The sequence below is a fragment of the Acidaminobacter sp. genome (assembly GCF_030247605.1).
GTDB lineage: Bacteria > Bacillota > Clostridia > Peptostreptococcales > Acidaminobacteraceae > Acidaminobacter.
In genome coordinates, this window is sequence record NZ_JAOTSB010000002.1 from 253,942 (window position 1) to 280,242 (window position 26,301).

Consider the following 26,301-nt stretch of genomic DNA (forward strand, 5'->3'; position numbering starts at 1 on the left):
AATCCACATAAACCTCTCTCATCTCGTTGCCCTATTCCATTTCAAACAGCGCTTTGCCGCCTTCTCCATAGAGCGCGGTTCTGTGTACACGGAGTGGCGCCTCGCCCTCGAGGCCAATACTTGAGGCAATTGCCGCCATGAGCAGATCTGGCTTGAGGTTGGACTCTGAACCGGCATCCAAAGTGGCAAACAGACGAAGTTCACAAACTGCGACTTCCACTGCTGCCGCAGCGGTCACAGTTTTTCGGACAGTCGTTTGACCCTTTTCAAGGAGTTTGAGTTGGTGAACCATCGGCTTAAGCTCAATTTCTTTGTCTTTTTTTCCTTTGGATTTTTTTATGGCCGTCAAACTGACCAGGCCGGGAAGGCCTTCAATGGCCTCTACGGCGCTTTGGCAAGAGGCTTCAGGCACTGACCAGGTCAGCTGATAATCCGAAAGGCGCATCAAGCTCATCAGGGACTTGGACTGCGCCACCAAACGGTGTCTGCGGTATGCGACCTCTGCAGGGAAGCACGTTTGGAACACGGTCTCGAGCTGCTGATCATCCCAGCCCTCTTCAACCTCTATTTCCACAAGCTCGGCCTCACTGCTGTAACCTACTGAGAGAGGCGCTGCAAATGCAATTTTGGGATGCGGATTAAACCCTTGGGAAAATAAGAGAGGTACTTTGCCGCGTCTCAATCCGCGTTCAAATAGGCGAACCATATCCAGATGACCGAGGTATCTGAGAAGTCCTGTTTTTGTATATTCGATTCTCAAAAGCGCCATTAGCAAAGCCCTCCCCAGCAGACGTTGACGCCGCAGCCTATGCAGCCATCACGGCAATCCTGTGTGGTCGTTCCGGATTTGGCGTTTTCATTCTCCGCAACGAGAAAATGCTTGTCAACGCCAGCGTCAATATGATCCCATGGCAGAAGCTCAGAATAGCTTCGTTTTCGGGTGGCATAGAAGTCCATATCTATGCCGGTCTTTTCAAAGGCTTCTGTCCAGCGCTCATAACTGAAATAGTCATTCCAGCCATCAAAGCGCGCGCCGTTTTTCCAGGCTTCGATCAAACCTTTGGAAATTCTCCTGTCACCCCTTGCAAATACAGCCTCGACCCGTGACGTCTCTGCGTCGTGGTAGCTGAATTTAATTTTCTTATTTGTGATGCGCTGTTTCAGATAACGCTGCTTCTCCTTAAACTGCTCCAGGCTGTCCTGGGGCTCCCACTGGAACGGTGTTAACGGCTTGGGCACGAAGCAAGAGGCAGATACAGTCACTGAAAGGCCCTTACTCTTATGAACGGAGGAAACGCGCTTGTGAACATATGTCACAAGATCGCCCAGACCAGCTATGCCATCTACATCCTCCATGGTTTCGAAAGGAAGCCCTATCATAAAGTACAGTTTGACTTTATCCCACCCAAGCTCGAAAATCTGACGCATGGTCTCAGTGAGATCCTGTTCGTCTACATTTTTGTTGATGATGTCGCGCATGCGCTGTGAACCGGCTTCCGGTGCAAAGGTCAGACCTGTTTTGCGAACCTTTTGAATTTCTTTGAGGACCTCAACCGAAAACGAATCCAGTCTCAAAGACGGCAGCGATAAGCCTATTTTAGCGTCTTCGTTCAACTTGGAAAGTGCTTCAATGGTCGGACGAATCTCACTGTGGTCCAGCGTACTGAGTGACGTCAGAGAAAGCTCCTCATACCCCGTCGTCGACAGCAGCGTCTCAGACAGGCGCACAACCTCATCCGCGGATCTCTCCCGTATAGGTCTGTAAATCATGCCCGCCTGACAGAATCTGCAGCCCCGGGTACACCCACGAAACAGCTCTACCATAGCCCGGTCGTGGACGGTATCAATAAACGGCACAATAAATTTATCCGGAAAATAAGACTGATTCAGATCCTTCATCAGACGCTTCCTGATTTTTGCAGGTACCCCAGGTTCCAATGGCTCAAACGCTGCCAGTGTACCGTCTTCGTTATAACGAACCTGATAAAAGGATGGCACATAAATGCCTTCAATTTGAGCCGCCTGCTTCAGGAAGGCATTGCGGTCAAAGTTCGGCTTTATGGATTCATAAAGTCTGAGAAGTTCAAGGGTGACTTCCTCGCCCTCTCCAATAACAAAGAGGTCTATGATGTCCGCCAGCGGCTCGGGATTGAAGGCGCAAGGCCCACCTGCAATCACCACAGGATCATGATTGCCCCGGTCTGCGCTCAAAACCGGGATGCCACCCAGTTCAAGCATATTGAGAATGTTGGTATAGGACAATTCGTATTGCAGGGTAAAGCCCACCACATCCATTTCAGAAAGCGGCCGGTAACTCTCAAGGGTATACAGCGGGATGTCAGCCGAGCGCATAACGGCCTCCATGTCCGGCCAAGGCGCGAACACACGCTCACACTGCAATCCTGCCTCTTTATTAATTAATTGATACAGAATATGAAGGCCCAGATGAGACATCCCCACCTCATAAGTGTCCGGAAAGGCAAAGGCAAATCGAACGTTTACCTCATTGTCAGGTTTGATGACGCTGTGCATCTCCATGCCAATATAGCGTGCGGGCTTTTCCACAAGGTCCAGAATGGCGTCAAGTTTTTCTATTATCATAATTCCTCCGTTTAACTCTTGGTTATTTCATAATGGTTAATGACTGATTTCTATTGATTAAAGCTGCTGCGCTTTCTGCGCATGTAGACGTTCAAAGCCAGACCTACCGCAATCATGGAGGTCATAACTGAACTGCCTCCATAACTCAAGAAGGGGAGCGTAATCCCTGTGACCGGCATCAAACCAATCGTCATGCCTATGTTCTCAATAATCTGGAACGCAAACATAAACGTGATGCCAACGATCACCAGCTCACCATAAAAATCTTTGGATTTCTTGGCCATTTTCATAAGCCGGTTCAAAAAAACAAAATAGAGCCCAATGACAATACCGCCGCCGACAAATCCGAGCTCTTCCCCAAGCACAGCAAAGATAAAGTCAGATTCCTTGACCGGCAGATAGTCCGAGCGATGATAAACGCCTTCAAACAGGCCTTTGCCAAACATTTGCCCTGAACCAATTGTAATTTTTGACTGCATGACGTGGTAATTCCCGGGCAGTGACAGGTCCTCAGGATGCAGATAGGCATCAATCCGAATGCGCTGATGGGGTTTCATAACCTGATAGGCCAGCGGCGCGCCGACTATCATAGCACCGAGTCCCGCAAGCACCAGTTTAAAGTCTATCCCAGCGACATAGACCATGCCGATGGTGATAAATACAAACACCAAAGCCATTCCCAAATCCGGCTGAACTAACAGAATGCCTAAAAAGGGCAGAACGAACACAATGATCCCCAGTATATCTTTGACGCTGGAAATCCTGCCACCTTTTTTTTCGAGAAATTTCGCAAAGGAAAGTATAAACCCCAGCTTCGCAATTTCAGCCGGCTGAAAATACATGATCTTCAGGTCAATCCAGCTGAGTGCGCCGTACTGCCTGACACCCAGCCCCGGAATGTAGACCGTGAGCATGATCAGAATGGACAATACATAAAACACCCGCTGCAAATCGCCCATGATCCTATAATCCACCATCATCACGACAACTGCCAGAATAATCCCAATGAAAAAGGCGGCACTTTGGATCAACACATTGCGGTTCATGCCATCCAGATGAAAATCCGTAGCACTGGCAACCATGATCAAACCAATCGCGAAAATCATGAGCACCACCGCGATGAGACCAAAGTCAATATTTTTAAACAGTTTTAGATTAAACATGGCGCACCTCGCAAAGAAAGGCTGAGTCTTAAGCATAAGCTTAGATACAGCCCGTCAAAGTTCCTCTCAGTTTACGGACAACGCTGTTTCACTCGACTTTGCCGATCAGCTGCGCTTCATACTCCTGATTGGAATATTCGCCACAAGTGCCGGCAGTCCATTAGTACTGGCGTCCGTTTTAGTTATTTGAATATCAAAGCCATCCTGGTCAATTTCAATGTGTTTGGACAGCGCGGTGATTAAATCCTCTTTAATCAAATCGAGCAGTTCCGGCGAACAGTTTGCGCGATCGTGAACCAAAACAAGTCTTAGTCTCTCTTTTGCGACATTTTTGCTCGACTCCTGCCGACTGAGGAATTTTAAAAGATCAAACATAGTAGCCCTCCTCTACTTGCTGAAGTTGAACAACTTGATCAACTTGTCAAAAATTCCGTTATTCTGGTCAAAATTGATAAACGCAACCTCTTCGCCGTCTATGCGCGCTGAGATGTTCCTGAACGCCTGACCGGAAAGTGACTGTGTAGCGACTGCCGGCTCGCCCCGATTTGTGCTGATGATAATCTTTTCATCATCCGGAACGACGCCGATAATCTCAATGGCCAGAATATCTGTGATGTCCTCAATATTCATCATGTCTCCACGCTTCACCATGTCATGGCGAACCCGGTTGACAATCAGCTTTGGATTTCTTAATTCAGCCGCTTCCAACAGGCCAATGATTCTGTCCGCGTCTCTTACAGCAGACACCTCCGGTGTCGTAACCACGACGGCACGATCCGCACCGGCAATGGCGTTCTTGAAGCCTTGCTCGATCCCTGCCGGACAATCGACCAGAACGTAGTCAAATTCCTGTTTAAGTTCTTCACAGAGAACCTTCATCTGAGCCTGAGAAACTGCATCCTTGTCTTTGGTCTGCGCTGCCGGCAACAAATAGAGATTTTCAAATCGCTTATCTTTGATCAGTGCCTGACGCGTCTTGCAATTGCCTGAAACGACATCCACCAGATCATAAACGATCCGGTTTTCGAGGCCCAGAACAACGTCAAGATTTCGAAGCCCAATATCCGCGTCGATAACCGCGACTTTCTTTCCTCTCAATGATAACCCGGCGCCAATATTGGCAGTCGTCGTTGTTTTGCCAACACCGCCCTTACCGGATGTTATTACAATGCATTCACCCATCTCAACAGTCCCCCAATTTTTAAAGATACGGCTCAATCATAATATTGCCGTCTCTGATTCTAGCTATTTCTGGCAGTTCCGGTGCCTGTCCGCCTTCAGGCGGTCTTGTGATCAGCGTGCTGATTCTCAGCTGCGTAGGATTTAGCCTAAAAGCAGTTATAGTAGCTGTGCTGTCTCCTGCAGAGCCTGCGTGAGCAACACCCCGCAGCGTTCCCATCACCACTATATGCCCTTCCGCCACGATCTCAGCGCCTGGATTGACATCACCAACCACGATCACATGTCCCGGATAAATAATGCTTCTGCCGGATCTCATGGTTCCAAAAACGATTTTAGCCTGATCATCACTTCTCTGGGCCACTCCTTCCGAACTGCCGCCTGAAGAAGGTGCTTCAACCGCTTTTTCAACGCTTTCCTTCACTGCTGAATCAGATCGATGCTCAGATTTTTCAATGGTTTCCCTGACCGTTTTGACTTTTTCACTACTTGAATTATGTCCCAATCGCTCTATAAAGTCAAGACGGGCAACTTGAATCCCGGAGGTGCTGAAAACCTTTTCCGCTTCTTCTTTTTCTCTGCGGTTTAATGTTCTGCCTTCGATCCCAATGACGGTTGCGCCGGAAAAAAAACTTTTTCCCTGTTCGATCTTATCTTTAAGTCCATCCAACAACTCTTCGAAATCGCACTCAGAATCCAGTTGGAGAATTATCCCTTCTCTGGTGCCTTTGAATTCAACTTTTTTCTTCACTGAACCACCTTCTTTCGTTGAAGTATCACCAATTATCCATTCTCATTCTTCACAGGACCATCAGTTTGAATTCAGCTCCGCGCCGCCTGAAGAGGTTGTGCCAACATTCAAAGGTCCAATATCGAGGTACTCACCAATGACTTCCCTGGCAATTGGTCCCGCATATCCCCCGTGGCCACCCTGAGGCACCATGACGACGACTGCGATTTTTGGATTGTCATAAGGAGCGAAAGACACAAACCAGGCAAAGTTGTCATAGTCTTGGCGGAACTCATTGATTTTAGCGTCTGTGAGCCCACGAGCACTCAAAGCTTTAATTGCAGCGCGCATGGCACTGGCTTCCGTCAGATACCCCTGACTGATCAGGTTGCTGAGTTTGCTCTCAAGTTCGGGAGCATCCTCTTTTGAAGCGCCTGTAATCTGCTTTCTGAGCTGGGCAACTTCTTCATTTCGGTCCGACAAAATGGCTGCCGTTTTCTCGCCTACACTGGACTGCGACAAAGATGAATCGATCCGCTTAAGATAAGTCTTGAAATAGGCGACTTCGTCAACCGGTGGAATTTTACCCTGGTTTTGTGCCGTTCCGGTTTTGGCGCCAACGCCAACAGGAAAACCCCTGAAAATCGATTTGGCTGTCCCGTTTTCGCCCTGTGTGACCTTCAGCATTGCCGTTCTGAGATATTCAAAGGTCTTTGGATTGTTAAGCGCAATCCGCTCAACCTCTGAATTTTTATCAACCGCCTCGTCCCCTACACTTTTAACCAGGGACAATTCGTAAGGATAGCCATCATTTGCAATGATCATGATATACCTTGCCAACTGAGCAACCGTATACTTATGGTCACCCTGACCGATAGAAAGGTTGAAGGTATCACCCTGATGCCATTTCATCTGATTGAAATAATCAAACTTGACTATGTCAGCGAGCCGGTCCGGTGACCCCAGACTGCCATCAACGCCCATTTCCTTTAATCTTGTGATAATGGTCCCGCGACCAGGATTTTCCTGTGACCATCCAATAATAGTTGTTAAAATGGTTTCGGTTTTTTCCTCCGAATTGATCAGCGTTGCAGGGAAATACTCCGGCAAAAGCATTCTCAGCCTGGATTTCAAAGTCCGTTCCAAACTGATTCTCTTTTGCTCCGGATTTGGAATCCCGTAGCTGACCTCTTCAATTTCAAGACCGGTCTTTTCATCAAAACCGAGCAGCTTGGACTTTTCGAGAAAATCCGATGTCGACATGGTGTAATTCAACGGCGTTTGATTTCTGTGGTCATAGGCACTGGAAATATTATAGAAATAATAGTTGCAGGAGGTTTCAAGACCTCTGAAAAAGTCTGTCAGGCCGTGCTTTCCCCTATAACCGTTCCAATACCAACAGCCAAAACTCGTCCCGCCAATTTCAATATACCCATCACTGTAAAGCTTCTGATAAGGATTCAAACCATATTCAATGGCGGCGAAACCGGTCGACATCTTGTAAACGGATCCAGGCTGAACACCTGTCATGGTCGCAATGTTAAACAGCGGTCTGGGTGATAACGGATCATTTGGATTCTCGGGAGAGAGTTGATCCCAGTCGTCATACGTGATCCCGGTTGAGAAGAGATTGAGGTCATAGTCCGGATAGCTCGCCATGGCAAGAACCTCTCCGTTTGTCACATCTACCGCAATGGCAGCCCCTGTCTTGGCATTTGGAAAAGCCTCGCTGTAATTGTAATTGCCGTATTGACTGGTAAACGTACCGCCTATTTTGATCTGCTCAATGCCATGTTTTAAAGCAGTTTCAAGAACTTGCTGCAGTTCAATGTCCGCGGACAGATGAATGTCCTTGCCTGCACTTGAATTTTCAACATTTAAGCCGTAGTAGCCATCATCCAGCTCACGCACCATTTTCCCGAGAGCGTCCACTTCAATGTATCTGTATCCGTTTTGTCCATGGAGGTCAAGCTCATACCTGCCCTCGATACCTACTTTTCCAATCAGTTGATTTTTGTCATAGGCGTTTTCGTTGACATACTTTGAAATTTCAGCTTCACTTGAGATTTTGCCTATGTAGCCCAGAATATGAGCGGCCACATTCTTGTAGGGATACGACCGTATTGGCTCGACGCCGACATTCACGCCAGGGAGATCCATGGCACGCTCGCTGATCTGAATGGCAGAAGCCTTGGATATATTCGAGGCAATCTTGATAGGCTCGTATTTGAGATAACCTTTTTCCTTAAGCGCATGGCTGACGATCAGGATCTTATACGCTTCATCATCACTGTAAGACTCATCAATGCCAAATTCTCTCCGGGCTCTGATGAGTTTGAATGCTTCTTCAGCCGTAACCTCCTGCTCGAGGCTATACATCTTCAAAAAATTTTCTTTTTCAATCTCATTCCAAAATTTCATCTTACTAATGGAGATGGGTAAAATGATCCCCTTCTGGATCATGATGGAATAAGCTTCTTGGTCGTTGAGTGTCTCTGAAAGCTGCTCCTTGACCCTGTAGTCGTCCAGGACAGCTTTCGCTGTGAAATAGTCAGGATAACCGCGGTCCAGCAGCCACTTGACTCTGTCATCATCATAGCGGAAAGTGTAGTTTCCCTGTTCAATTCGAATTGGAAACTCAAGATGGCTTTCTCCTCTGGAATCCAGCATAGTCATCAAATCGACACTAACGCGATTCAATTCGGTTTTTTCAAGGCTGCTTGCCATGATATCCAAAGTAAAGGCAGGTACGTTTCCGGCTAGCAAAACATCGTTTCTGTCGTAAATTTCGCCGCGCTTGGCATAAACCGGGATTTTCTTCAGCCGATTGTTGACCGACTTCTCAAGATAGCTGTCTCCTTCAACGATCGTTATGGTCGCAAGTCTAAAAATCATCAGACCAAAGACAATCAGAAAGAAGAGTCCTATGTGGTTTTTTCTGTCAGCCAGACGTTTGTTCATAATGTAAAGCTCCTTATCTCAGTTCGTAGCCAAACCATCGGCGAATGACGTATTTGTACAGAAGCAAACCTATCAGAGCATTAAAGACCGATTCAATTGCTATGACAGCAAAGACTTTGCCTACAAAAATTGGCAAATTGAAAAAATAGGCATGCGCTAAAAACAGCACGTGATATACCACGGTTCCCAGTACGATCAGCATGAGCGGCGTCAGAGAATTGTCCTTGAACAGCGCCTCATCAAAGAGATCGATCAGAATCGCAATGGTGCAAAATATAAAGATATTGACACCAACCGCATGGGCGTATAGTACATCGAGAAAGAGACCTGACAAGGCAGCGGCAACCAGGCCGGCGCGATTGCCAAAAAGCAGCGCTACCATGACGACATAGATCAACGGCAGATTCGCCGTCACACCATAAAACCTGAAGTTGAGAATGAAGGTCGTTTGAATCAGATAAACCAAGAGAGAGGACAGGACCAGCCAAAACGCCTTCATTCGCTCTCCGCCTCCGTATCAACCGTTACAGACGGAATTACCATTACTTTTTTTATGGATTGAAAGTCAACAAACGGTTCGACGACCACTTCGGGCAGGAGGGCGTCACGATTATCAATCAGCTCTTTAATTTCGCCAATGACGATGCCCTTTGGAAAGATTCCCAACCCAGAGGTAACCAGCAAATCCCCCGGTGACATTTTCGCGGTTGGATCAAAAATCTGCCCTCTAAGGATATGGTCCGCACTCCCAATAATTTGTCCGTCATAGGGCGCTATGATGCCCACTGAGGAAAAGCTGATCGTGCTTCTTTTGTCGATAAGTGTCACGACTTTGGACCAATTCGTTCCAACGTCGTACACCATACCCACCAGGCCACTCCCATTGATCACTGCGCTGTTTTTTGTGACGCCATCCTCAGAACCTGCGTCAATGACAAAATTTTCATACCAGTTACCCGGATCCTTTGACAATACAGATGCGGACACGAAGTTTTGTATGGATTCTGTCTCCACGTACCTCAAGGCACCCTTCAATTCCCTAAGCTCGATCAGTTCTCTCTGATCCAGTGTCAAGGAGACGACTTGTGCTCGCAGTGACTCAACCTCTTCTTTCAAAGCTTCATTTTCACGCGCATTTTTGTAAAGTTCGGCGATAGGCTCTATGCGGTCGCCTATTGACTGATTAATACCATAAAAGAATTTTTGAATAGGATAGACGACTTCCGCCACAAGATTCTCGACAACTGAGACGCTGGAACGCCCGCCGGCCGAAATACCCATAAAGGTCAGAAGCAGAATGGAGACTATTATGATAATTATTTTCTTCCATTTTGGATAAGCATGCATCCGAGTCACCCATTCAGCGATATTTCTTTGCGTTTACCATGATTGATTTCAATTCGTCAAAATGATCCAGTGCCATTCCCGTTCCTTTGGCGACGCAGTCAAGCGGTTCTTCTGCGATATGAACCGGCATGCCTGTCTCCCGTCTGATTCTTTGTGCCATGCCTTTAAGCAGCGCGCCCCCACCGGTGACCATGATCCCTTGGAGCATGATGTCCGACGACAGCTCAGGCGGTGTTTTTTCAAGTGTTGATTTAATGGCATCCATAATGGCGTTCGTTGGTTCCCTGAGGGCTTCTCTGATTTCAGAGCCCTTGACAAAAATACTGCGCGGAAGGCCAGTCATGAGATTGCGGCCAGTCACTTCAAATACCGCTTCTTCATCTACCGGTTCCACCGAGCCTATGGCCACTTTGATTTCTTCTGCCGTTCTTTCTCCAATCATAAGTGAATAATGCTTCCTGATGTACTGGGCAATCGACTCATCCATGGCATCGCCAGCGACTCTTATAGAACGGCTGGTAACAATTCCACCCAGTGAAATAACGGCGATTTCCGTAGTGCCTCCTCCAATGTCGACAACCAGGCTCCCCGTCGCCTCCGAGACAGGCATACCTGCCCCAATCGCAGCTGCCATGGGCTCTTCAATAATCAATGCGTCTTTAGCCCCTGCTGCCAATGCCGCTTCAATGACCGCGCGTTTTTCAACTTCAGTCACATCACACGGCACACCAATAATTATGCGTGGCGCAGCAAGCATAGACTTGTTGGGATAGGCTTGCTGAATGAAGTAGCGGATCATCTTCTGGGTGACTTCAAAATCAGCAATAACGCCATCTCTTAACGGCCTTATGGCCACAATTCTCCCGGGTGTACGGCCGATCATCTGTTTAGCTTCGAGACCAACGCTCAAAACTTCACCCGTGTCCAAATGGATAGCTACCACAGAAGGCTCTCTCAGGACAATGCCCTTACCCTTCACATAGACCAGTGTATTAGCTGTGCCTAAATCGATTCCAATATCTTTTGTCATAAAACCAAACCACTTCATAATCTTTGAATCCGGGTACCTCCGCCTGGATTACGGTACAAGTCTTCCCGGATCTTCCTCCTGTCTGTCGGTTAATTTTAGCGTCTGAGATCAGGCGCCGTTATGTCTTAATTTTCCTGTTTGTCCTGTAAATTCCCAAAATCATTTTAGTATTTACAGGACACCAAGTCTGATGCAGTTAGTTTCCAGATGCTACATCAAATCGTGCTCCTTAAAACTGTAGTAATTCAAATCGCCTATGACAATGTGATCCAAAACTTGAATCCCCATGAGCTGTCCGGCTTCAATCAGACGTTCAGTAACCCGTTTATCCTCAGGACTTGGTTCTGGATGACCACTGGGATGGTTGTGAATCAAAACCACCGCATTGGCGCTTTTTCTGATTGCGGGCTGAAATACTTCCCTGGGGTGAACAATTGAAGCGTTTAAACTGCCTATAGAAATATCCTCAATTGAGACAATTTGATTCTTTGTATCTAAAAGGACAACTTTAAATACTTCCTTAGTCAGATGGCGCATATCCACCATCATTTTCTCAGCGAGTTCAGAAGGGCCTGCAATTTTCACCTTGACAGCCGCTTTCTCAGAATAAATTCTTTTTCCCAGTTCAACTGCGGCCATAATCTGACTGGCCTTTGAAATGCCTATACCGCGTAAGCTGCACAATTCTTCAACATTTACAGCTGCAAGATGACTGAGCCCTTTTGGGTCCAAAGATAAAATTCTCTGCGCCAGAGTCAGCGCCGAATCCTGACTGCTGCCACTTCCAATGACTGCTGCGATCAGTTCTGCATTCGATAGGGCAGCTGTTCCTGATTTGATCATTTTCTCTCTGGGACGTTCACATTCTGGCATCGATTTCATGGTAATCTTCATAACCACGTGGACCGGCTCCTCTCCATAATTTAGAGAGAATGATGTTCGAGAAGCTGCCCCAGCAGATAAACAGGTAAACCTACAACTGTGAAAAAATCTCCATGTATTGCTTTAACCATGGAAGACCCTAGTCCTTGAATTGCATAAGCACCGGCTTTTCCAAAAACCTCACCGGAATGTACATAGGACCATGCCTTCTTGGCGCTGAATGGTCCCATTTCAACCTCAGTCACCGAATAATCGACAATCTTAAAGTCAAGTTCCGGACAGATCAGGCAGAGACCGGTAAAGACCTGGTGGGTTCTCCCGCTGAGAAGCATCAGCATTTGATGAGCTTCTGCCTCATTTTCAGGCTTGCCAAGCTTTCTACCGTCCAGGCAGACAATGGTATCCGAGCCAATAATGACATAGTCGTGCCACTTTGAGTTTTGAGACGCTTTCCAGGCTTTCTCAAAGGACAGCGCCATGACGATTTCTTCCGGCGTCTCAAAATCACCCATTGGTTCAGGTAATGACACGCCCTCACAGACGACTTCCCGCCCGAGCAAACCAATCAATTCACGTCTTCTTGGTGATTCTGATGCCAATAATAGTCTTCTCATCCTTAAAACCTCTTGAACAAAAACATGGCTAGCAGCAGCCCCAAAATGCCTGCGACGTTAAGCTGAAGGGTCAAACCCATTGTCCATTTCAAAATTGCCAAATCCACTGTGAAGGGTTCGAAACCAATTGACCTTCCGTATGAAAGTAAAGGTATACTCCTACCGAACAGGTCTCCGATCAACCCGCCTGCTATGACACCTACGAGTATAAAGATCAGGAGCAAGGGTGTAGTTTTTTTCAAGGTAACTCCCTCCGACATTCTCTCAAATAAAGCATATCACGTTTTTACATATTTTACCATCATCAATGCACAGTGCTAACTCACACGTGCTTTTTACAGTTTAGCATTTAATCCATGGCCATTCAAGGCGCAGGAAGTGACAAAAAGTGAGACCCGGGATCCGGTTCTCCATAAAGTATTGATACGGCTCTTTTGAAGCTGAAGGTCATTTTCAATATGACAAAAAATAAAGCGCATAGACACCATTCTATGCGCTTTATGCAATATTAAAGTTATACCATTCTGATGGCATCCTTAGGACACTTTTTGACACATTCTCCACAGCCTATGCACTTTTCCGGATCCACGACATGAACTTCTTTGAGTTCGCCAGTGATCGCTTCTGTTGGACATACCCGTTTGCACAGCGTACAGCCAATACATTTTTCCGGCTCAATCACAGCCTTCTTGCGCTGAGAGAGATCACCTGAAATACACTTGGTCGGGCACTTTTCCGTACAGATCATACAGCTGGTGCACTTTTCGTAGTCAATGGAAGCCAGATTGTTTGTCACGTGGATTGCATCAAACGGACAATTCTTTTCACAAATGCCGCAGGCAATGCAGGACACATCACAATTCTTTTTAACTTGTGGTCCCTTTTCCTTGTTATTGCAATTGACAATAACTTGCTGCCCGTATGGCACATAAGTAATTACCGTCTTTGGACATGCTTCGACGCACTTGCCGCAGGCAGTACACTTCTCAGGATCTACCACGGCTAAGCCATCCTTCATGATATGAATGGCATCAAACGGACACACCCGCTCACAGGTACCATAACCCAAACATCCAAAAGCACAGGATTTTCCACCGCCGGCCACCATGGCAGCAGCGCGGCAATCCGTTATGCCCTCGTATTTAAAGGTCGTACGGCACTTATCATCTCCGCCCTTACAAATTACATGAGCGACTTTTTTCACGCCGACCTCAGCATTGACGCCCATGATTTCAGCGAGTGCTGAAGCGCAATTTGCGCCGCCGACAGGGCAGCCATTGACCGGAGCATTTCCGGAAGCGACCGCATTGGCAAACTGGTCACAGCCTGGAAAGCCACAGCCGCCGCAGTTTGCGCCAGGAAGTGCTTCCCTGATCAGGACTGTCTTTGGATCCACTTCAACTGCGAATTTCTGAGACGCAAAAGCGAGCGCGGCGCCAAAAGCCAGCCCCATAACACTCAGCGTTGCGCCGGAAGTTATTATGTTGGTTACATTCAAAGTCTACACCCCTTTTCTATACCAGACCCGTGAAGCCCAGGAAAGCAATTGACATCAGACTTGCGGTGATCAGAGCGATCGGGAATCCTTGGAAAGGAAGCGGCACGTCTGCAATGACCTGTTTTTCACGTATTCCGGCAAAGAGTATAATCGCCAGTGAGAAACCCAGCGCTCCACCAACGGAGTGAACAACGGTTTGAATCAGGTTCAGCTTGTACTGGATGTTGAGCAGCGCAAGACCCAGAACAGCGCAGTTTGTCGTAATCAATGGAAGAAAAACACCCAGTGCCTGGTAGAGGGTCGGACTTGTTTTTTGAAGCACAATTTCAACGAACTGAACCAACGACGCAATGACGAGTATGAACGCGATGGTTTGAAGATATTCCAAATGCAATGGGACCAATACGAAATACTGAATGAAATAGGTGAAAATGCCCGACAAGGTCATAACGAAGGTAACAGCTAGACCCATGCCTATGGCAGTGTCTACCTGCTTCGAAACGCCAAGGAATGGGCAGATCCCCAAAAATCGAGACAATACAAAGTTGTTGACGAGAATTGAGCTGACTAGAATTACAAACAAACTAGCATTTTCCATGTCGTTTCACCTCCTATTGGCCTGCGGCCGCTTTTTTGGATTTGATGACGCTGTAGACAGCAAGTACCAGGCCAAGCGTCAGGAACCCGCCGGGAGGCAGGATCATAATAATCGCAGGTTTATAAGCCGCTCCCAAAACAGAAATGCCAAAGATCATTCCAGTTCCCAGCAACTCTCGAATCATGCCCAGCAAGACAAGTGCCCAAGTAAAACCTAAACCCATGCCCACACCGTCCAACACAGACGGTCCGACACCGTTCTTGAAGGCAAAAGACTCTGCACGCGCCAAAATGATACAGTTGACAACGATGAGTGGAATAAATAGTCCCAGGGATTTGTAGAGCGCAGGTACAAAGCCCTCCATTACCATACCAACAATGGTTACAAAGGCTGCAATGACGACGACAAAAGCAGGAATCCTTATTTTATTGGGAATAATCTTTCTAAGGATTGAAATCATTGCGTTGGAGCCAACCAAAACTGCGGTGGTCGCAAGGCCCATACCAAGTCCGTTCTGAGCGCTTGTGGTTACAGCCAGTGTTGGACACATACCTAAAAGCTGATAAAATGTGGGGTTCTCTTTTATGAGCCCGTTAGTCAAATGTTTAAGATTCATCTTATGCGCCCCCCTCTACCGATCAAATGTAAGTGCCGCACGGATAGATGAATTGACGCCATCTGTCACTGCGCGCGATGTAATCGTCGAACCGGTGATCGCCATAATCTCCGTATCGCTTTTAGCGGTTTTAGACACTCCGAGTTCTTGAGCGGCTGACATGCCATTGTATTGTTCGTAGAAAGACGGAAGTGTCGCGTTAGCGCCTAGACCCGGCGTTTCAGCGTGTGTGCCTATTCTGACGCCCGACACCGTACCCTCTGCACTTATGCCGGTGGTTACTTCAACAGTACCGCCAAAACCGGTTGGCGCAGTCTTAATCACGTAACCCACAAGATTGCCATCTTTTAATCCCGTGAAAACTTCCATAATCATTGGTTCATTGCCTTGAACAGCCGCCAGTTGATCAGCTTCAACCGGTTCAAAACTGGTTGCTTCCGGCAAAACAGCCTGACGTGCCAGCTGGTTTGTCAGTTCTCTTTGCTCGAGAATTTTGCCGATGGTCATTTCATTTGTCACACCAAGCGCCACGGCGGCAACCAGGCAAATCGCCAGCAATATTGCGCCGAGTTTCATTATTTCCTTCATTTCTTGCCACCTCCGAATACACGTGATTTCGAATATTTTTCGATCAGTGGCGTTGCAACGTTCATCAATAGAATTGAATAGGAAACGCCCTCAGGATAGCCTCCAAACTGACGAATCAAAGCGGTCAGAAGGCCTGCGCCAACTGCAAAAATCATCTGCCCTCGAAAGTTGACAGGCGTTGAGGAATAATCTGTCGCCATGAAGAATGCGCCAAGCATGAGTCCGCCAATCAAAACGTGAAGAAATGCGATCTGAAAATTAAAGCCGTTGAAAATGAACAGAAGAACAAACGTCGTTGCTATGTAGACTGCAGGAATTCTGATATCAATGACACCGCGCCATACGAGGTAGAGTCCGCCCAAGATCAGAAGCAGCGCAGAGGTCTCTCCAATACAGCCGCCAATGTTTCCGATCAATGCATTCATAACGGATGGCAGCTGATCAGGAAGCGCTTCCTTCAAAATTCCGAGCGCCGTAGGTCCGGTGACGCCATCTGCCGCTCTTGGGACTGCCCAAGTCGTCATGTCCGTTGGCCAGCTCGCCATCAGGAAGGCGCGCGCAGCCAGTGCAGGGTTCATGAAATTGAAACCGAGACCGCCAAATGCCTGTTTAACTATAGCAATCGCAAAAATTGAGCCAACCACCGGTATGAACCAAGGCACAGACGCAGGCAAGTTCAGTGCAAGCAGGAGTCCTGTGACAACTGCGCTGAAATCTCCAATTGTGGTTGGAACTTTTCTCATGTAACGCTGTACAAAAAACTCGGTAGCTACTGCCGCGCCAACGGACAGCAGCACAGTTATCAACGCATTAAAACCAAAGAAGTAAATCCCCGCAGCTGTCGCAGGCAAAAGTGCTATGACAACATCCCGCATAATGCCGCTGACAGATTCATTGCTTCTGAAGTGCGGCGATGATGATACTCTATATTGTTGTTCCATCTGCCGATCCCCCTATGCTTTTCTTCTTCTAGCCAGTATCTCACGCTTTGCCAAGCGGATGGACTGGAGAAGTGGTCTTTTGGACGGACAAATGAACGAGCAGGAACCACACTCAATACAATCGAGCGCAGCATACTTCTCTGCCATGTCAAATTGATCCAGCAGCGCGTAGGCGCTAATGTAAACCGGTTCGAGATAGGAAGGACAAATGGTGACACACTTGCCGCACTTTATGCAGGCTGATGGATCAGGTGTCTTCGAATCTGCTTCATTAAAGGTCAATATACCGGAGGTTGTCTTTGTGGAGGGAATAGAGAGCGTCGATGTCGCGATTCCCATCATAGGTCCGCCTAAAACAATTTTCCCTGGCGTTTCACTGAAGCCGCCACATTGCTCGACAATTTCCGTCAACATAGTGCCTACTTTAATGCGGAGGTTCTTTGGCTCTTTGATGCAAGAACCGGTAATAGTACAGATCCGGTCTATCAAAGGCATGCCAGTCGTCAATGCTTCAGCAATCGCTGCCGCTGTGGCGACGTTGTTGACCACTGCGCCGGCATCCATTGGCAATCCGCCGGAAGGCACTTCTCTTCCCGTGACGGCAAAGATCAACTGTTTTTCAGCGCCTTGAGGATATTTCGTTTTGAGCGAAGCAATTTCAATTTCCGGATAAGACGCTGCGGCCTTTTTGATGGAATCGATTGCATCCGTCTTATTGTCTTCAATGCCTATGTAACCTTTTGGTACGCCCAATACCTTCATCAGCGCTCTCAGTCCAAGTACAACTTTCTCAGGCGTCTCAAGCATCAGTCTGTGGTCAGCCGTCAAAAATGGCTCACATTCCGCACCATTCAAAATGACGTAATCGATTGTTTTTTCTTTTGGTGGCGACAATTTGACATGAGTAGGAAAGCCTGCGCCACCCATACCGACAATGCCGGCACCCTTGATAATGTCCATGACCTCTTTGGCTTCCAGTGATTCAAGCGGCGGATATGGCTTGATACTTTCGTCTACTGCATTTAAGCCATCTGATTCAATGACCACACATAAATCTTTTCCTCCGAGTGTGTCCATGACTTTCAATTCCTTCACAGTACCGGAGACACTTGAATGAATTGCAGCGGAAACAAATGACGCTGGTTCGCCAATTTTCTGACCAACTTTGACATAGTCGCCCTTTTGTACGAGCGCATCACAAGGTGCGCCTATATGCTGTCTGAGTGGTATTGCAACGGTTGTTGGTTCGACAGCGAGCTCAACAGCCTTGTGTTCAGTGTATTTCTTTGCGTGTGGCGGATGTATGCCGCCTTTGAAAGAAAAAATGCCCATGGTTTCACCCCTTGAGTTAAATATACAGTATACAATCAATAAAATTAGTACTCTAAACAATTTTACTACATCTCGCGCCGCTGTCAACTGAAAGTCCTTGAATTCAATATTTTTCAACGTTTCAAGCGTTAATTAGTTAACAACAAAAGGTCGCATATTGGCCATCTTTATTCAAAATTATCTTGGTGTGATAGAATAGAACCAGTGATTTTTGATAAAATAATAACGTTGTTGTCATAAAGAAAAATGAAAGTTGATTCTGAAATGTGGTCAAGTCCTTTGCGTCTTTAAGAAAATGCCTTGATCCACCGCCTAGCCTTACGACTGAATAAGCAAAGGGAAGACAACGTCTGAGGCGTTGTCTTCCCTTTGTCTGTGATGTCCTATACTACTGTCCGACTTTCAGAGTTGGAAGTATAACGGTTTCTTTGGCTGATGTCACGTCATTCGGAGGTGTCAGATCTTCGACAGATGCGCCTTCCGGCTGCAGACTTCTGAAATAATACTCGTATTTGGGAAATCCTGTGATCTGGGCGATCATCTTCACAGTCAGTCCGTTGTCTTTCCACAAGTAATAAGTCACGTTCAGGTCCGCTGTATGAACCTCATAAACATCACACGGTTTGCCGTCCATCAGTGCCGAGCCTTCATAGTGAACATGTTCAAACATATCCTGCTCCAAAGCCTCGTTGAATGCCACCGGTGACATCATGCCGCTGAAGAACGTCTCATCATAGTCTGAAGGTGATAAAATACCAGATGTCCGATCCAGTACAAAGGCGGACTGATCCTTTAGATTCGCATATATGCTGTGCTTATGATCAAACGTGTCAATTCTAACCTGATCGTCGCTTTTCCAAGCAGAATAGTACTCCCTGGAGACGCCTTCCACACGCAGTTCATATTCATAATATAAATTTTTGATGCCCACGGATTTAGCGAGAGTATTACTGAAATCATTGAAAGCTTCTAAATCATCATGAATCTCTTCACTTTCTGACTGTGTCCCCGGTGCAGCCTCTGTCTCTGCTTCTTCAGACGATTCACTGCCGGTTGCTGCATTTTCAGAGGTGTTCTGCTGGTCTTCAGGATTTGTCTGGGCGGACTGATTTGTGCAGCCTGCTGTTGAAATCATAAGTCCTAAAAGCAGCATAACCAGCAGTATCTTAGTGTGCTTCATAATCAAAAGTCCTCCTGACCTGATCTATTGAACTACCCATGACTGAAGTCACGGGTGTGCGCGGATATCTAATCAAATTTGAAATATCTGTGCAAAAGAATGTAAAACCTGCTGGCAAAATTCAGGCTTATAATCCATTTACCTTTGCACAATTATTTTGAGAATGTACTACTAGACTAATTATAAGATGGTGACAAAGCTTGGCTGCCTGGGAGGCATGCTGTACTATCAGCAAAAAATGTAAAAAAAAGGACGATTCGAAATCGTCCGTTTGGTGCGAGAGGCGGGATTTGAACCCGCACGAGCATTAGCCCGCTACCCCCTCAAGATAGTGCGTCTGCCAGTTTCGCCACTCTCGCACGTATTCGCCAGTTTACCCGACGAAATTTATTATACCTCCATGAAACATTAAAGTCAACCAGAATTTCCCGAAAATAATTTACTTCTGAAATGAGCTAATCTGGCTGCCTCAGCCACATGAGAAGCTGATCAACCTGCTGATCCAGCATTTCGAGCGTACCATTGTTATCTATAATATAGTCCGCATATGCTTTCTTTTCCTCTAAAGACATTTGACTTTTAATCCTTAGAACGGCTTCATCATGACTGAGTTGATTTCTGGACTGCAGACGCTGAAGCTGTGTTTGGGGATCCACATACACAAGGACCACCGTATCATATCGCTCACAGTTTCCCGTTTCTACCAAAAGCGGCGAATCTACAAATATCATGTTCTCACCCTGAAGCCGCTTTTCCTGGAGGTCTTTGGATATTTCTGCTTCCACAATGGGATGCGTCACGCTGTTCAGAAGTTCGCGAGCCTTTGAATCCGAAAAAACCAGAGCGCCGAGCTTCTTCCGGTCAATTTCACCTGACGGATCCAGAATCTCATTGCCAAACGTGCCGACTATGGCGTTATAAATTGGCTTCCCTTTTCCATACAGCTGTCTGACTATGTCATCCGCGTCAATAACCACATACCCTCGAGCACGCAGTTTGACGGTTACGGTTGATTTTCCGCTGGCAATGCCACCGGTCAGCGCAATTTTTCTCACGGTCATCACCTCAAGCGCCACTAATTTCCCATATATTCTCAGTCCGGATTACTATTTTGTTTCATACCAGTTTGAACCCGAATTCATATCCACTTCAATTGGAACTTCAAGCTGGACCGCTGACTCCATATCACTTTTCAACAAAGCCTTAACAGCTTCCAACTCCTCAGGAACACAATCAATCAGAAGTTCGTCATGAACCTGAAGGATCAGCCTGGACTTGTACCCGCCTTTTTTCAGGTCCTGATAAACCTTAACCATTGCGATCTTTATGATATCTGCAGCGCTTCCCTGAATAGGTGTATTCATGGCTGTACGTTCTGCAAAAGAACGCAGATTAAAGTTCTTTGAGTGAATGTCAGGAATATACCGTTTCCTGTTCAGAATGGTCGTCACATAACCATGGGTTCTGCATTGTTCAATGGTCTCATCCAAATATTTTTTGACATTGGGGTACTTGGCGAAATATTGATCAATATACAGTCGCGCTTCTTTTCTCGTGATCCCGAGATTCTCCGAGAGTCCGTAATCACTCATGCCATAGACTATGCCAAAGTTGACTTCTTTTGCACGGCTTCGCTCAAGACTAGTGACCTCTTCCGGCTTTAAATCAAAAACTTGAGCCGCAGTCTGCGTATGAATGTCCAGATTGTTTTTGAAAGCGTGAATCAACTGCGCATCCTTTGCAAAATGTGCAAGAATCCTGAGCTCAATTTGCGAATAGTCCGCGTCTACCAGTATATGGTCTGCGCTTGGCAGGAAAACTTTTCTGAGACGTCTGCCAAGTGGCAGTCGAACCGGAATATTTTGCAGATTAGGCTCTGTGGAACTGAGACGCCCGGTAATAGCCACAGTTTGATTCAGGCTGGAGTGAATTCTTCCCGTCTCTGGATTGATAACTTGACGCAGTCCATCAATATAAGTACTTTTCAGCTTGCTGTAAGTTCTGTATTCCATAATTAAGGCAATAATAGGATGATGCTTTTCTAGTTTTTCCAATACATCATGGCTCGTCGAATAACCCGTCTTTGTCTTTTTCTGCGTTGGCAGACCCAGGCGGTCGAACAAAATTTCGCCAAGCTGCTTAGGCGACTGAATATTAAATGGGCCACCGGCCAGTTCATAGATCTCTGCCTCAAGCTGTCCAAGTTTTGCAGTGATGAGCAGATCCATATCCTCAATCTCTTTTAGGTCAACATTGAAGCCTTCATATTCCATACTGGCCAAAACCTCAACCAAAGGCATTTCGACCTCGTGAAACAGCTGTGTCATATTTTCACTTGAAATTTCTTCTCTCATTTGGACTGCTAAATCAAAAATAGCTCTGGCATTACTCTGAGCGAGTTTCGCGGCCTGGTGCAGTTCAACCTCAAACAAGGCAACAGACTTGGCGCCTTTTCCAAAAACGGACTCGTCATCTGGAATATTCATTTTTAACCGTTCGAATGCCATGGCAGAGAGTCTTTCATTAGTCCTGGATGGATCAATCAAATAACGGGCAATGGCGATATCCATACATCCATTTTCCAGCACATAGTCCAGCTGATAAGACAATAAATACTCTCTCTTCAAGTCATAGCTCCACTTTTCAATATCTCCGCGAGGTCCCATTGTCATCAGAAATTCAGATGCAAGATTTTTTCCTTCTTCTTCAGGAATAAAACAAGCTCGATCCTTCAGCGCAACACCTACGCCTCTGAAGCGCAGATCCCTGACGTGAATCTTCTCAATCAGACTGTAGATCGCAGCTTGGCCTGACCTCGCCGCTTCATCCATGAGATCCCTTAAAGCCGTGGAATCCTCAATCCAGGAGACATCCTCTGAGTCCATTGCAGGTGAAGCACTGTCCACATGGTCAGATTCCGTCTTCAGCCTGCCCATGAGCGACTTCAGTTCATAAAGGGAAAACAAAGCTCTGGCAGCTTCGAGTTTAGGCTCTCTCAGTGCAAATTCGTCCACCTCAAATTCCAGCGGCACATTAGTCTCAATTCTCGCCAGCGACTTGCTCATGAGCGCCTGGTTCGCATAAGTCTCAACTAACCCTCGAAGGCGTTTGTTTTCAATATCTTCAAAGTTTTGTACAACCGCTTCTACACTTTTATAGGTCTCCAGCAACTTTATGGCTGTCTTTGGCCCAACGCCCGGAATCCCGGGAATGTTGTCAGACGTGTCCCCGCTAAGCCCTTTGAAATCAATGAGCTGCAGCGGTGTGAGACTGTACTCTTTAAGGATCGCGTCCGCGTCATAAGTCTCAATCTGACTGATCCCCTTTTTCGTAATCAGCACCTCAATCTGGTCGTCCACCAACTGCAAAGCATCCTTGTCCCCAGTGACAATCAGAACCTTCAAGCCACGCTCACCGCAGCGCTTTGATACCGTGCCAATCAAATCGTCCGCTTCGAAGCCTTCGAGTTCCATTCTATGAATGTTCAGGGCATCGAGGATTTCCTTCAAAATGGGCACCTGAACTCTGAGTTCCTCAGGCATCCCTTTTCGCGTTCCCTTGTACTGGTCATAGGCAATATGTCTGAAAGTCGGCCCCTTGAGGTCGAAGGCCACGGTCATGTATTCCGGTTCATAGGTTTCAAACATTTTATAAATCATGGATAAAAATCCATGGATCGCATTCGTTGGAACACCGTCTTTGTTGGTCAATGGCGGCAGCGCAAAAAAAGCGCGGTTCAACAGACTATTCCCGTCTATGATCATAATTTTTTTCAAATTCTTTCCACTCCTCTGAAACGTTTTTCACAATGGCTTTTGAAACATTTAACCTGCTTTAGTGCCTTGTAAAGTCTATTGTATCAGAAAATTCGTCAAAAAGCCTTTTCAAAGAACTTTAGCCGATGGTTTCATAATCTTCCACCCTTCTTTGCCGGACAAATGACCATCGGCTAATAAAATCCCAAACAAAAACCCCCTTCCTTCGAAGGGGGCATAATCACCATTTACAAACTTTGCTTTCTATTTCTGAGAAACTTCCTGACAAATCTCAGTACCAGATAAAGCACTGCACCAAAGATCAAAAGAAACGGCAGAATAGCCACCAGACCGACCAGGATTGTCTGAAACATTTGAACCACCGCGTTGATGCTGCGGATGAAGTTGGCTCTCATTCTATCAAACAGATTGTCGTCCAGCGTTGTAATGGTACTCTCGCTCAGCGGCTTCTCATTCAGACTGACCTGAATAGACGACATTTGGAGGGATTTGTCATAACTCTTGATAATCGCATTCAAACTGTCAATCTCTGTGCGAACGTTGGCGAGCTGCAGATCAATTTCCATAATATCCTCAATGACTTCCGCGCGCTGGAGCAGCTCTCTGAGTCTGAGCTCTCTGGCTTCCAGGTTCTTGATCCTGCTCTGGGTATCCACATAGTTTTCTGTCACATCATAGGATGAAATATTGGAATGTGTTACAGTTCCCAAAGTCTTGATCTGCTGCATGGCGGCGTCAAAGCGGGTGCTTGGAATTCGAAGGCTGACGGTTCCGCCCTGAAGATCGCCGCGACGGCCGTTGTTGTCATAAATAGGCGTCGAGTAGGTATCTGCGCTCTCTATATAGCCCTCAAGGGCCTTCACGATCTCTTCGATTTGGGTGTAGGCTGTGTCGAACTCCTCGACCTCCAGGCTCACCGAACCATTTCGAATGATCATTTTGCCAAAGAGCGAAGGATCAAACACGTCCGATGAACCGGGCGCAGCGCCGGGCTCCACTGGTGCTGACTGGGTTTCCCCAAAACCTTTGGCGTTATTCATGCTTTCTTCAAAGACAACCGTCCCATCTCTGTCCATGGAAGCAGCGGGCATTTCTGCGGGTGCAGGGGCACCGCCCATGGCCATATCAATGGAGGCTTCCTCAGATTTAGCTTTTGAAAGCAAATTTCTCAACGGATTACCGGCTGTTCCTACGACGACGATGGCAATGATCAGCACAGCGGCGATCCCGCTAAGTACTTTGAATGACGTTGAGTGTGTAAAGTTAGAAATCCTTGAACTCTTTGAAACCAATTTCACATTGGCTTCTTCAACTAATCTGGCGTGAAGTTCTTCTTCAAATCCATCAGGCAGCGCTTTGAGTGGCATGGCAGCCAGCTCCCCCTTAAGAAGCGTTAAGTCTTCAAGATAGGAACGGCAATCCGAACACTGTTCAAGATGGGCTTCGACCTCAGCCAGAGCACGGGGTTCCATCTCATAGTTTTCTCTTTCCAAATAATCGTGCAAATGGTCTATTGAACAGGTGTTAAGCATCAGATCGTCCCTCCTTCCTGAATCTTGTTGCTTCGTTCATTGAGTATTATGGAACGCAGACCGTGGCGCCCTCGGCTTATTCTTGATTTGACGGTACCCACAGAACAATTCTCAATGGCACCAATCTCTTCATAGGAAAAACCGTAAACGTCTCGGAGCAGTACTGCGGTTTTTTGAAACTCCGGTATTTTTCCAAGTGCAGAAAGCAGCTGACCGGCCACTTCTTTTTGCTCAAGTCGTACGGCAGGATCAGCAGATTCTTCAGCAACAAGTTGAATTGAAACTTTTTCTTCAGTATCATCTACGGATAAAGTCATTACCTTTTTGCGCTTTCTCAGCTGATCACGGCACGTGTTGACGGTAATGGTGTAAAGCCAGGTTGAAAACTCTGAGTTTTCCTTAAATTTGTCCAGACCTTTGAAGACCTTGATCAGCGTCTCTTGTGTCGCGTCCTTGGCGTCTTCCTCATTGCCAAGCATTCTCCAGGCAATGTTATAAGCGTAGACTTGATATTTGGAGATGAGCAGTTCAAAGCTGTGCACGTCGCCCTGCTTACTCTTTTGGATCAATACTGCGTCATTGGATGTCAACTTGAATCCCTCCCTCGATCGAGGCTTTCAGTGCTTTAGACGCCACACTGCCTCAATTGGTTCCAAGCATTCATACCCAAGACGCCAAAAGATTCACATCCAAATGTGAAAATTAAAGCAGAGTCGTTACATCCGCCAAAATAAAAAACCGCAGCCGAAGCTGCGGTCAACATTACCACTATCCCTCGAGTACCGGGATCCATTTGTTTTGCTTATACGGGTGGAAATAGGACTCCACAATCTCGCCGTTTCTGTCGAGGTACAGCGTGCCATGATGGAGAAAGCTGTTCTTCATATAATATCTCAGATCAATTGCCTTCAACTCTATATGGTTGTCATGCTCCACCACTTCAAGATGAATATTGGGGCTGAATCTTCTGAAATAGCGTCCAAGATTCGACTGATCGAACGTCCCGAGATGCTGTGAGTCCTTTTTATAGTATTTTGCTATAATCTGAAGCTTTCTCGTAAAGAGATTATATTTTCCAACGATATGATGACTCTTCGTATCTGCGACAAAATCCCATTTATAAAACGCTTTCAAGGACGGGAGAATTGTAACGCGCTTGAAAGCGTACTGCCGGGAGATTGCTGTCGCCACATGATGGTGTGCCCTCTGCTTCATCTTCCACCGCATTGCGAGGTAAACTGCAAACAAAAGCACAACCGCTGCGTACTGCAGAAGTGATTTCTCCCCAGAGAAAATCAGATAAATCGCCAACAAGGTAATAAACGGATCATAAAGCGTCAGTAAGTTCAACTTGCGCTTTTTCTTAAACAGCATTGCGCCGTAGGAATTGAGAATGTCAAAAATCGTGTGGGATAATGCCCCCATCAGAGTCCAGAAAAACACTTCAAAGGACAGCGAACCCGGCATCATGACCGAAAGCCCTAAAGTGATCAAACCGGAGAAAATAGTGAGCGCCGGCAGCGAATGTGACCATCCGCGATGATGCTTCAAATAAGTCATTTCGTCAGAAAACAGTCGAATGACCACGTCTGAGTCAGGAATCATAGCACCAATTGCAGCGCCAATCGCAACAGGATTGTCCAGGCTTGGGGTGGTCCCTGAAAAAGTGGAAATTGCGAGACCAATGACACCATGGGTTATTGGATCCATTTCACCGCTCCTCATAACATTAT

General features: G+C 46.7%; 25 protein-coding genes and 1 tRNA gene. All 26 read right to left on the minus strand.

What is annotated here, in order from left to right; all coding sequences use genetic code 11:
• Positions 1–31: 31 nt before the first annotated feature.
• Entirely contained in the window at positions 32–769 is a 738-nt protein-coding gene (locus OEL90_RS01195; RefSeq protein ID WP_300686748.1) for a TIGR03936 family radical SAM-associated protein, read from the minus strand.
• Complete coding sequence (locus OEL90_RS01200) at positions 769–2,601, minus strand: TIGR03960 family B12-binding radical SAM protein (protein WP_300686751.1); 1,833 nt, start codon at positions 2,599–2,601, stop codon at positions 769–771. The genes OEL90_RS01195 and OEL90_RS01200 overlap by 1 nt, the downstream gene beginning before the upstream one ends.
• 50 nt (positions 2,602–2,651) lie before the next feature.
• Entirely contained in the window at positions 2,652–3,764 is a 1,113-nt protein-coding gene (gene rodA / locus OEL90_RS01205) for a rod shape-determining protein RodA (protein WP_300686752.1), read from the minus strand.
• Between the two features lie 105 nt (positions 3,765–3,869).
• Positions 3,870–4,139: a cell division topological specificity factor MinE gene (gene minE / locus OEL90_RS01210; protein WP_300686754.1), complete on the minus strand. Its 270-nt coding sequence runs from the start codon at positions 4,137–4,139 to the stop codon at positions 3,870–3,872.
• Between the two features lie 12 nt (positions 4,140–4,151).
• Positions 4,152–4,946 (minus strand): septum site-determining protein MinD, encoded by a 795-nt coding sequence (gene minD, locus OEL90_RS01215; protein ID WP_291401094.1) that lies wholly within the window; start codon positions 4,944–4,946, stop codon positions 4,152–4,154.
• Positions 4,947–4,965: 19 nt separating this feature from the next.
• A complete protein-coding gene (gene minC, locus OEL90_RS01220; RefSeq protein WP_300686757.1) occupies positions 4,966–5,694 on the minus strand; it encodes a septum site-determining protein MinC in 729 nt (242 codons plus the stop codon).
• 60 nt (positions 5,695–5,754) lie between these two features.
• Positions 5,755–8,634 (minus strand): penicillin-binding transpeptidase domain-containing protein, encoded by a 2,880-nt coding sequence (locus tag OEL90_RS01225; RefSeq protein ID WP_291401091.1) that lies wholly within the window; start codon positions 8,632–8,634, stop codon positions 5,755–5,757.
• Positions 8,635–8,647: 13 nt separating this feature from the next.
• The gene (mreD, locus tag OEL90_RS01230) at positions 8,648–9,133 is read right to left on the minus strand and encodes a rod shape-determining protein MreD (RefSeq protein WP_291401088.1); all 486 of its coding nucleotides are present in this window, start codon (positions 9,131–9,133) and stop codon (positions 8,648–8,650) included.
• The gene (gene mreC / locus OEL90_RS01235; protein ID WP_291401087.1) at positions 9,130–9,981 is read right to left on the minus strand and encodes a rod shape-determining protein MreC; all 852 of its coding nucleotides are present in this window, start codon (positions 9,979–9,981) and stop codon (positions 9,130–9,132) included. Before mreC ends, mreD begins: the two co-directional genes overlap by 4 nt.
• Positions 9,982–9,994: 13 nt before the next feature.
• Complete coding sequence (locus OEL90_RS01240) at positions 9,995–11,011, minus strand: rod shape-determining protein (protein WP_291401085.1); 1,017 nt, start codon at positions 11,009–11,011, stop codon at positions 9,995–9,997.
• Positions 11,012–11,221: 210 nt separating this feature from the next.
• On the minus strand, positions 11,222–11,905 hold the full coding sequence (radC, locus tag OEL90_RS01245; protein WP_291401255.1) for a RadC family protein: 684 nt from the start codon (positions 11,903–11,905) through the stop codon (positions 11,222–11,224).
• Between the two features lie 29 nt (positions 11,906–11,934).
• The gene (locus OEL90_RS01250) at positions 11,935–12,507 is read right to left on the minus strand and encodes a Maf family protein (protein WP_300686763.1); all 573 of its coding nucleotides are present in this window, start codon (positions 12,505–12,507) and stop codon (positions 11,935–11,937) included.
• 2 nt (positions 12,508–12,509) lie between these two features.
• Complete coding sequence (locus OEL90_RS01255) at positions 12,510–12,749, minus strand: DUF4321 domain-containing protein (protein ID WP_291401082.1); 240 nt, start codon at positions 12,747–12,749, stop codon at positions 12,510–12,512.
• Positions 12,750–13,021: 272 nt separating this feature from the next.
• The gene (locus OEL90_RS01260; protein ID WP_300686766.1) at positions 13,022–14,005 is read right to left on the minus strand and encodes an RnfABCDGE type electron transport complex subunit B; all 984 of its coding nucleotides are present in this window, start codon (positions 14,003–14,005) and stop codon (positions 13,022–13,024) included.
• Positions 14,006–14,021: 16 nt separating this feature from the next.
• Positions 14,022–14,603, minus strand: a complete 582-nt coding sequence (gene rsxA, locus OEL90_RS01265; protein WP_291401078.1) for an electron transport complex subunit RsxA — start codon at positions 14,601–14,603, stop codon at positions 14,022–14,024.
• A 13-nt stretch (positions 14,604–14,616) separates the two neighbouring features.
• Entirely contained in the window at positions 14,617–15,219 is a 603-nt protein-coding gene (gene rsxE / locus OEL90_RS01270) for an electron transport complex subunit RsxE (protein WP_291401076.1), read from the minus strand.
• Positions 15,220–15,234: 15 nt separating this feature from the next.
• Positions 15,235–15,807, minus strand: a complete 573-nt coding sequence (locus OEL90_RS01275) for an RnfABCDGE type electron transport complex subunit G (protein WP_291401074.1) — start codon at positions 15,805–15,807, stop codon at positions 15,235–15,237.
• Positions 15,804–16,748, minus strand: coding sequence for an RnfABCDGE type electron transport complex subunit D (locus OEL90_RS01280; protein ID WP_291401072.1), 945 nt, complete (start codon positions 16,746–16,748; stop codon positions 15,804–15,806). The genes OEL90_RS01275 and OEL90_RS01280 overlap by 4 nt, the downstream gene beginning before the upstream one ends.
• Before the next feature lie 12 nt (positions 16,749–16,760).
• Positions 16,761–18,080, minus strand: coding sequence for an electron transport complex subunit RsxC (rsxC, locus tag OEL90_RS01285; protein ID WP_291401070.1), 1,320 nt, complete (start codon positions 18,078–18,080; stop codon positions 16,761–16,763).
• A 388-nt stretch (positions 18,081–18,468) separates the two neighbouring features.
• Positions 18,469–19,260 carry a hypothetical protein gene (locus OEL90_RS01290; protein ID WP_300686773.1) on the minus strand — a complete coding sequence of 264 codons (792 nt, stop codon included), beginning with the start codon at positions 19,258–19,260 and terminating at the stop codon, positions 18,469–18,471.
• Positions 19,261–19,532: 272 nt separating this feature from the next.
• Positions 19,533–19,619 (minus strand) — tRNA-Leu (locus OEL90_RS01295).
• Positions 19,620–19,715: 96 nt separating this feature from the next.
• Positions 19,716–20,315 carry a dephospho-CoA kinase gene (coaE, locus tag OEL90_RS01300; protein ID WP_291401066.1) on the minus strand — a complete coding sequence of 200 codons (600 nt, stop codon included), beginning with the start codon at positions 20,313–20,315 and terminating at the stop codon, positions 19,716–19,718.
• 51 nt (positions 20,316–20,366) lie between these two features.
• A complete protein-coding gene (gene polA, locus OEL90_RS01305) occupies positions 20,367–23,036 on the minus strand; it encodes a DNA polymerase I (protein WP_300686776.1) in 2,670 nt (889 codons plus the stop codon).
• Between the two features lie 227 nt (positions 23,037–23,263).
• Entirely contained in the window at positions 23,264–24,568 is a 1,305-nt protein-coding gene (locus OEL90_RS01310) for a DUF4349 domain-containing protein (protein WP_291401063.1), read from the minus strand.
• A complete protein-coding gene (locus tag OEL90_RS01315) occupies positions 24,568–25,158 on the minus strand; it encodes an RNA polymerase sigma factor (RefSeq protein WP_300686779.1) in 591 nt (196 codons plus the stop codon). Before OEL90_RS01315 ends, OEL90_RS01310 begins: the two co-directional genes overlap by 1 nt.
• A 178-nt stretch (positions 25,159–25,336) precedes the next feature.
• Positions 25,337–26,278 carry a metal-dependent hydrolase gene (locus OEL90_RS01320; RefSeq protein ID WP_291400592.1) on the minus strand — a complete coding sequence of 314 codons (942 nt, stop codon included), beginning with the start codon at positions 26,276–26,278 and terminating at the stop codon, positions 25,337–25,339.
• Positions 26,279–26,301 lie beyond the last annotated feature (23 nt).

What these genes read in the sequence shown, in the direction of transcription:
- OEL90_RS01225 (WP_291401091.1), bottom strand. Translation starts at nt 8,634, where the DNA reads ATGAACAAACGTCTGGCTGACAGAAAAAACCACATAGGACTCTTCTTT.
- OEL90_RS01240 (WP_291401085.1), bottom strand. Translation starts at nt 11,011, where the DNA reads ATGACAAAAGATATTGGAATCGATTTAGGCACAGCTAATACACTGGTC.
- rsxE (WP_291401076.1), bottom strand. Translation starts at nt 15,219, where the DNA reads ATGAATCTTAAACATTTGACTAACGGGCTCATAAAAGAGAACCCCACA.
- OEL90_RS01320 (WP_291400592.1), bottom strand. Translation starts at nt 26,278, where the DNA reads ATGGATCCAATAACCCATGGTGTCATTGGTCTCGCAATTTCCACTTTT.
- OEL90_RS01310 (WP_291401063.1), bottom strand. Translation starts at nt 24,568, where the DNA reads ATGCTTAACACCTGTTCAATAGACCATTTGCACGATTATTTGGAAAGA.
- OEL90_RS01200 (WP_300686751.1), bottom strand. Translation starts at nt 2,601, where the DNA reads ATGATAATAGAAAAACTTGACGCCATTCTGGACCTTGTGGAAAAGCCC.
- rsxC (WP_291401070.1), bottom strand. Translation starts at nt 18,080, where the DNA reads ATGGGCATTTTTTCTTTCAAAGGCGGCATACATCCGCCACACGCAAAG.
- OEL90_RS01280 (WP_291401072.1), bottom strand. Translation starts at nt 16,748, where the DNA reads ATGGAACAACAATATAGAGTATCATCATCGCCGCACTTCAGAAGCAAT.
- mreD (WP_291401088.1), bottom strand. Translation starts at nt 9,133, where the DNA reads ATGAAGGCGTTTTGGCTGGTCCTGTCCTCTCTCTTGGTTTATCTGATT.
- OEL90_RS01275 (WP_291401074.1), bottom strand. Translation starts at nt 15,807, where the DNA reads ATGAAGGAAATAATGAAACTCGGCGCAATATTGCTGGCGATTTGCCTG.
- OEL90_RS01195 (WP_300686748.1), bottom strand. Translation starts at nt 769, where the DNA reads ATGGCGCTTTTGAGAATCGAATATACAAAAACAGGACTTCTCAGATAC.
- radC (WP_291401255.1), bottom strand. Translation starts at nt 11,905, where the DNA reads ATGAAGATTACCATGAAATCGATGCCAGAATGTGAACGTCCCAGAGAG.
- mreC (WP_291401087.1), bottom strand. Translation starts at nt 9,981, where the DNA reads ATGCATGCTTATCCAAAATGGAAGAAAATAATTATCATAATAGTCTCC.
- rsxA (WP_291401078.1), bottom strand. Translation starts at nt 14,603, where the DNA reads ATGGAAAATGCTAGTTTGTTTGTAATTCTAGTCAGCTCAATTCTCGTC.
- minD (WP_291401094.1), bottom strand. Translation starts at nt 4,946, where the DNA reads ATGGGTGAATGCATTGTAATAACATCCGGTAAGGGCGGTGTTGGCAAA.
- OEL90_RS01290 (WP_300686773.1), bottom strand. Translation starts at nt 19,260, where the DNA reads ATGAAGCACACTAAGATACTGCTGGTTATGCTGCTTTTAGGACTTATG.
- OEL90_RS01250 (WP_300686763.1), bottom strand. Translation starts at nt 12,507, where the DNA reads ATGAGAAGACTATTATTGGCATCAGAATCACCAAGAAGACGTGAATTG.
- rodA (WP_300686752.1), bottom strand. Translation starts at nt 3,764, where the DNA reads ATGTTTAATCTAAAACTGTTTAAAAATATTGACTTTGGTCTCATCGCG.
- minE (WP_300686754.1), bottom strand. Translation starts at nt 4,139, where the DNA reads ATGTTTGATCTTTTAAAATTCCTCAGTCGGCAGGAGTCGAGCAAAAAT.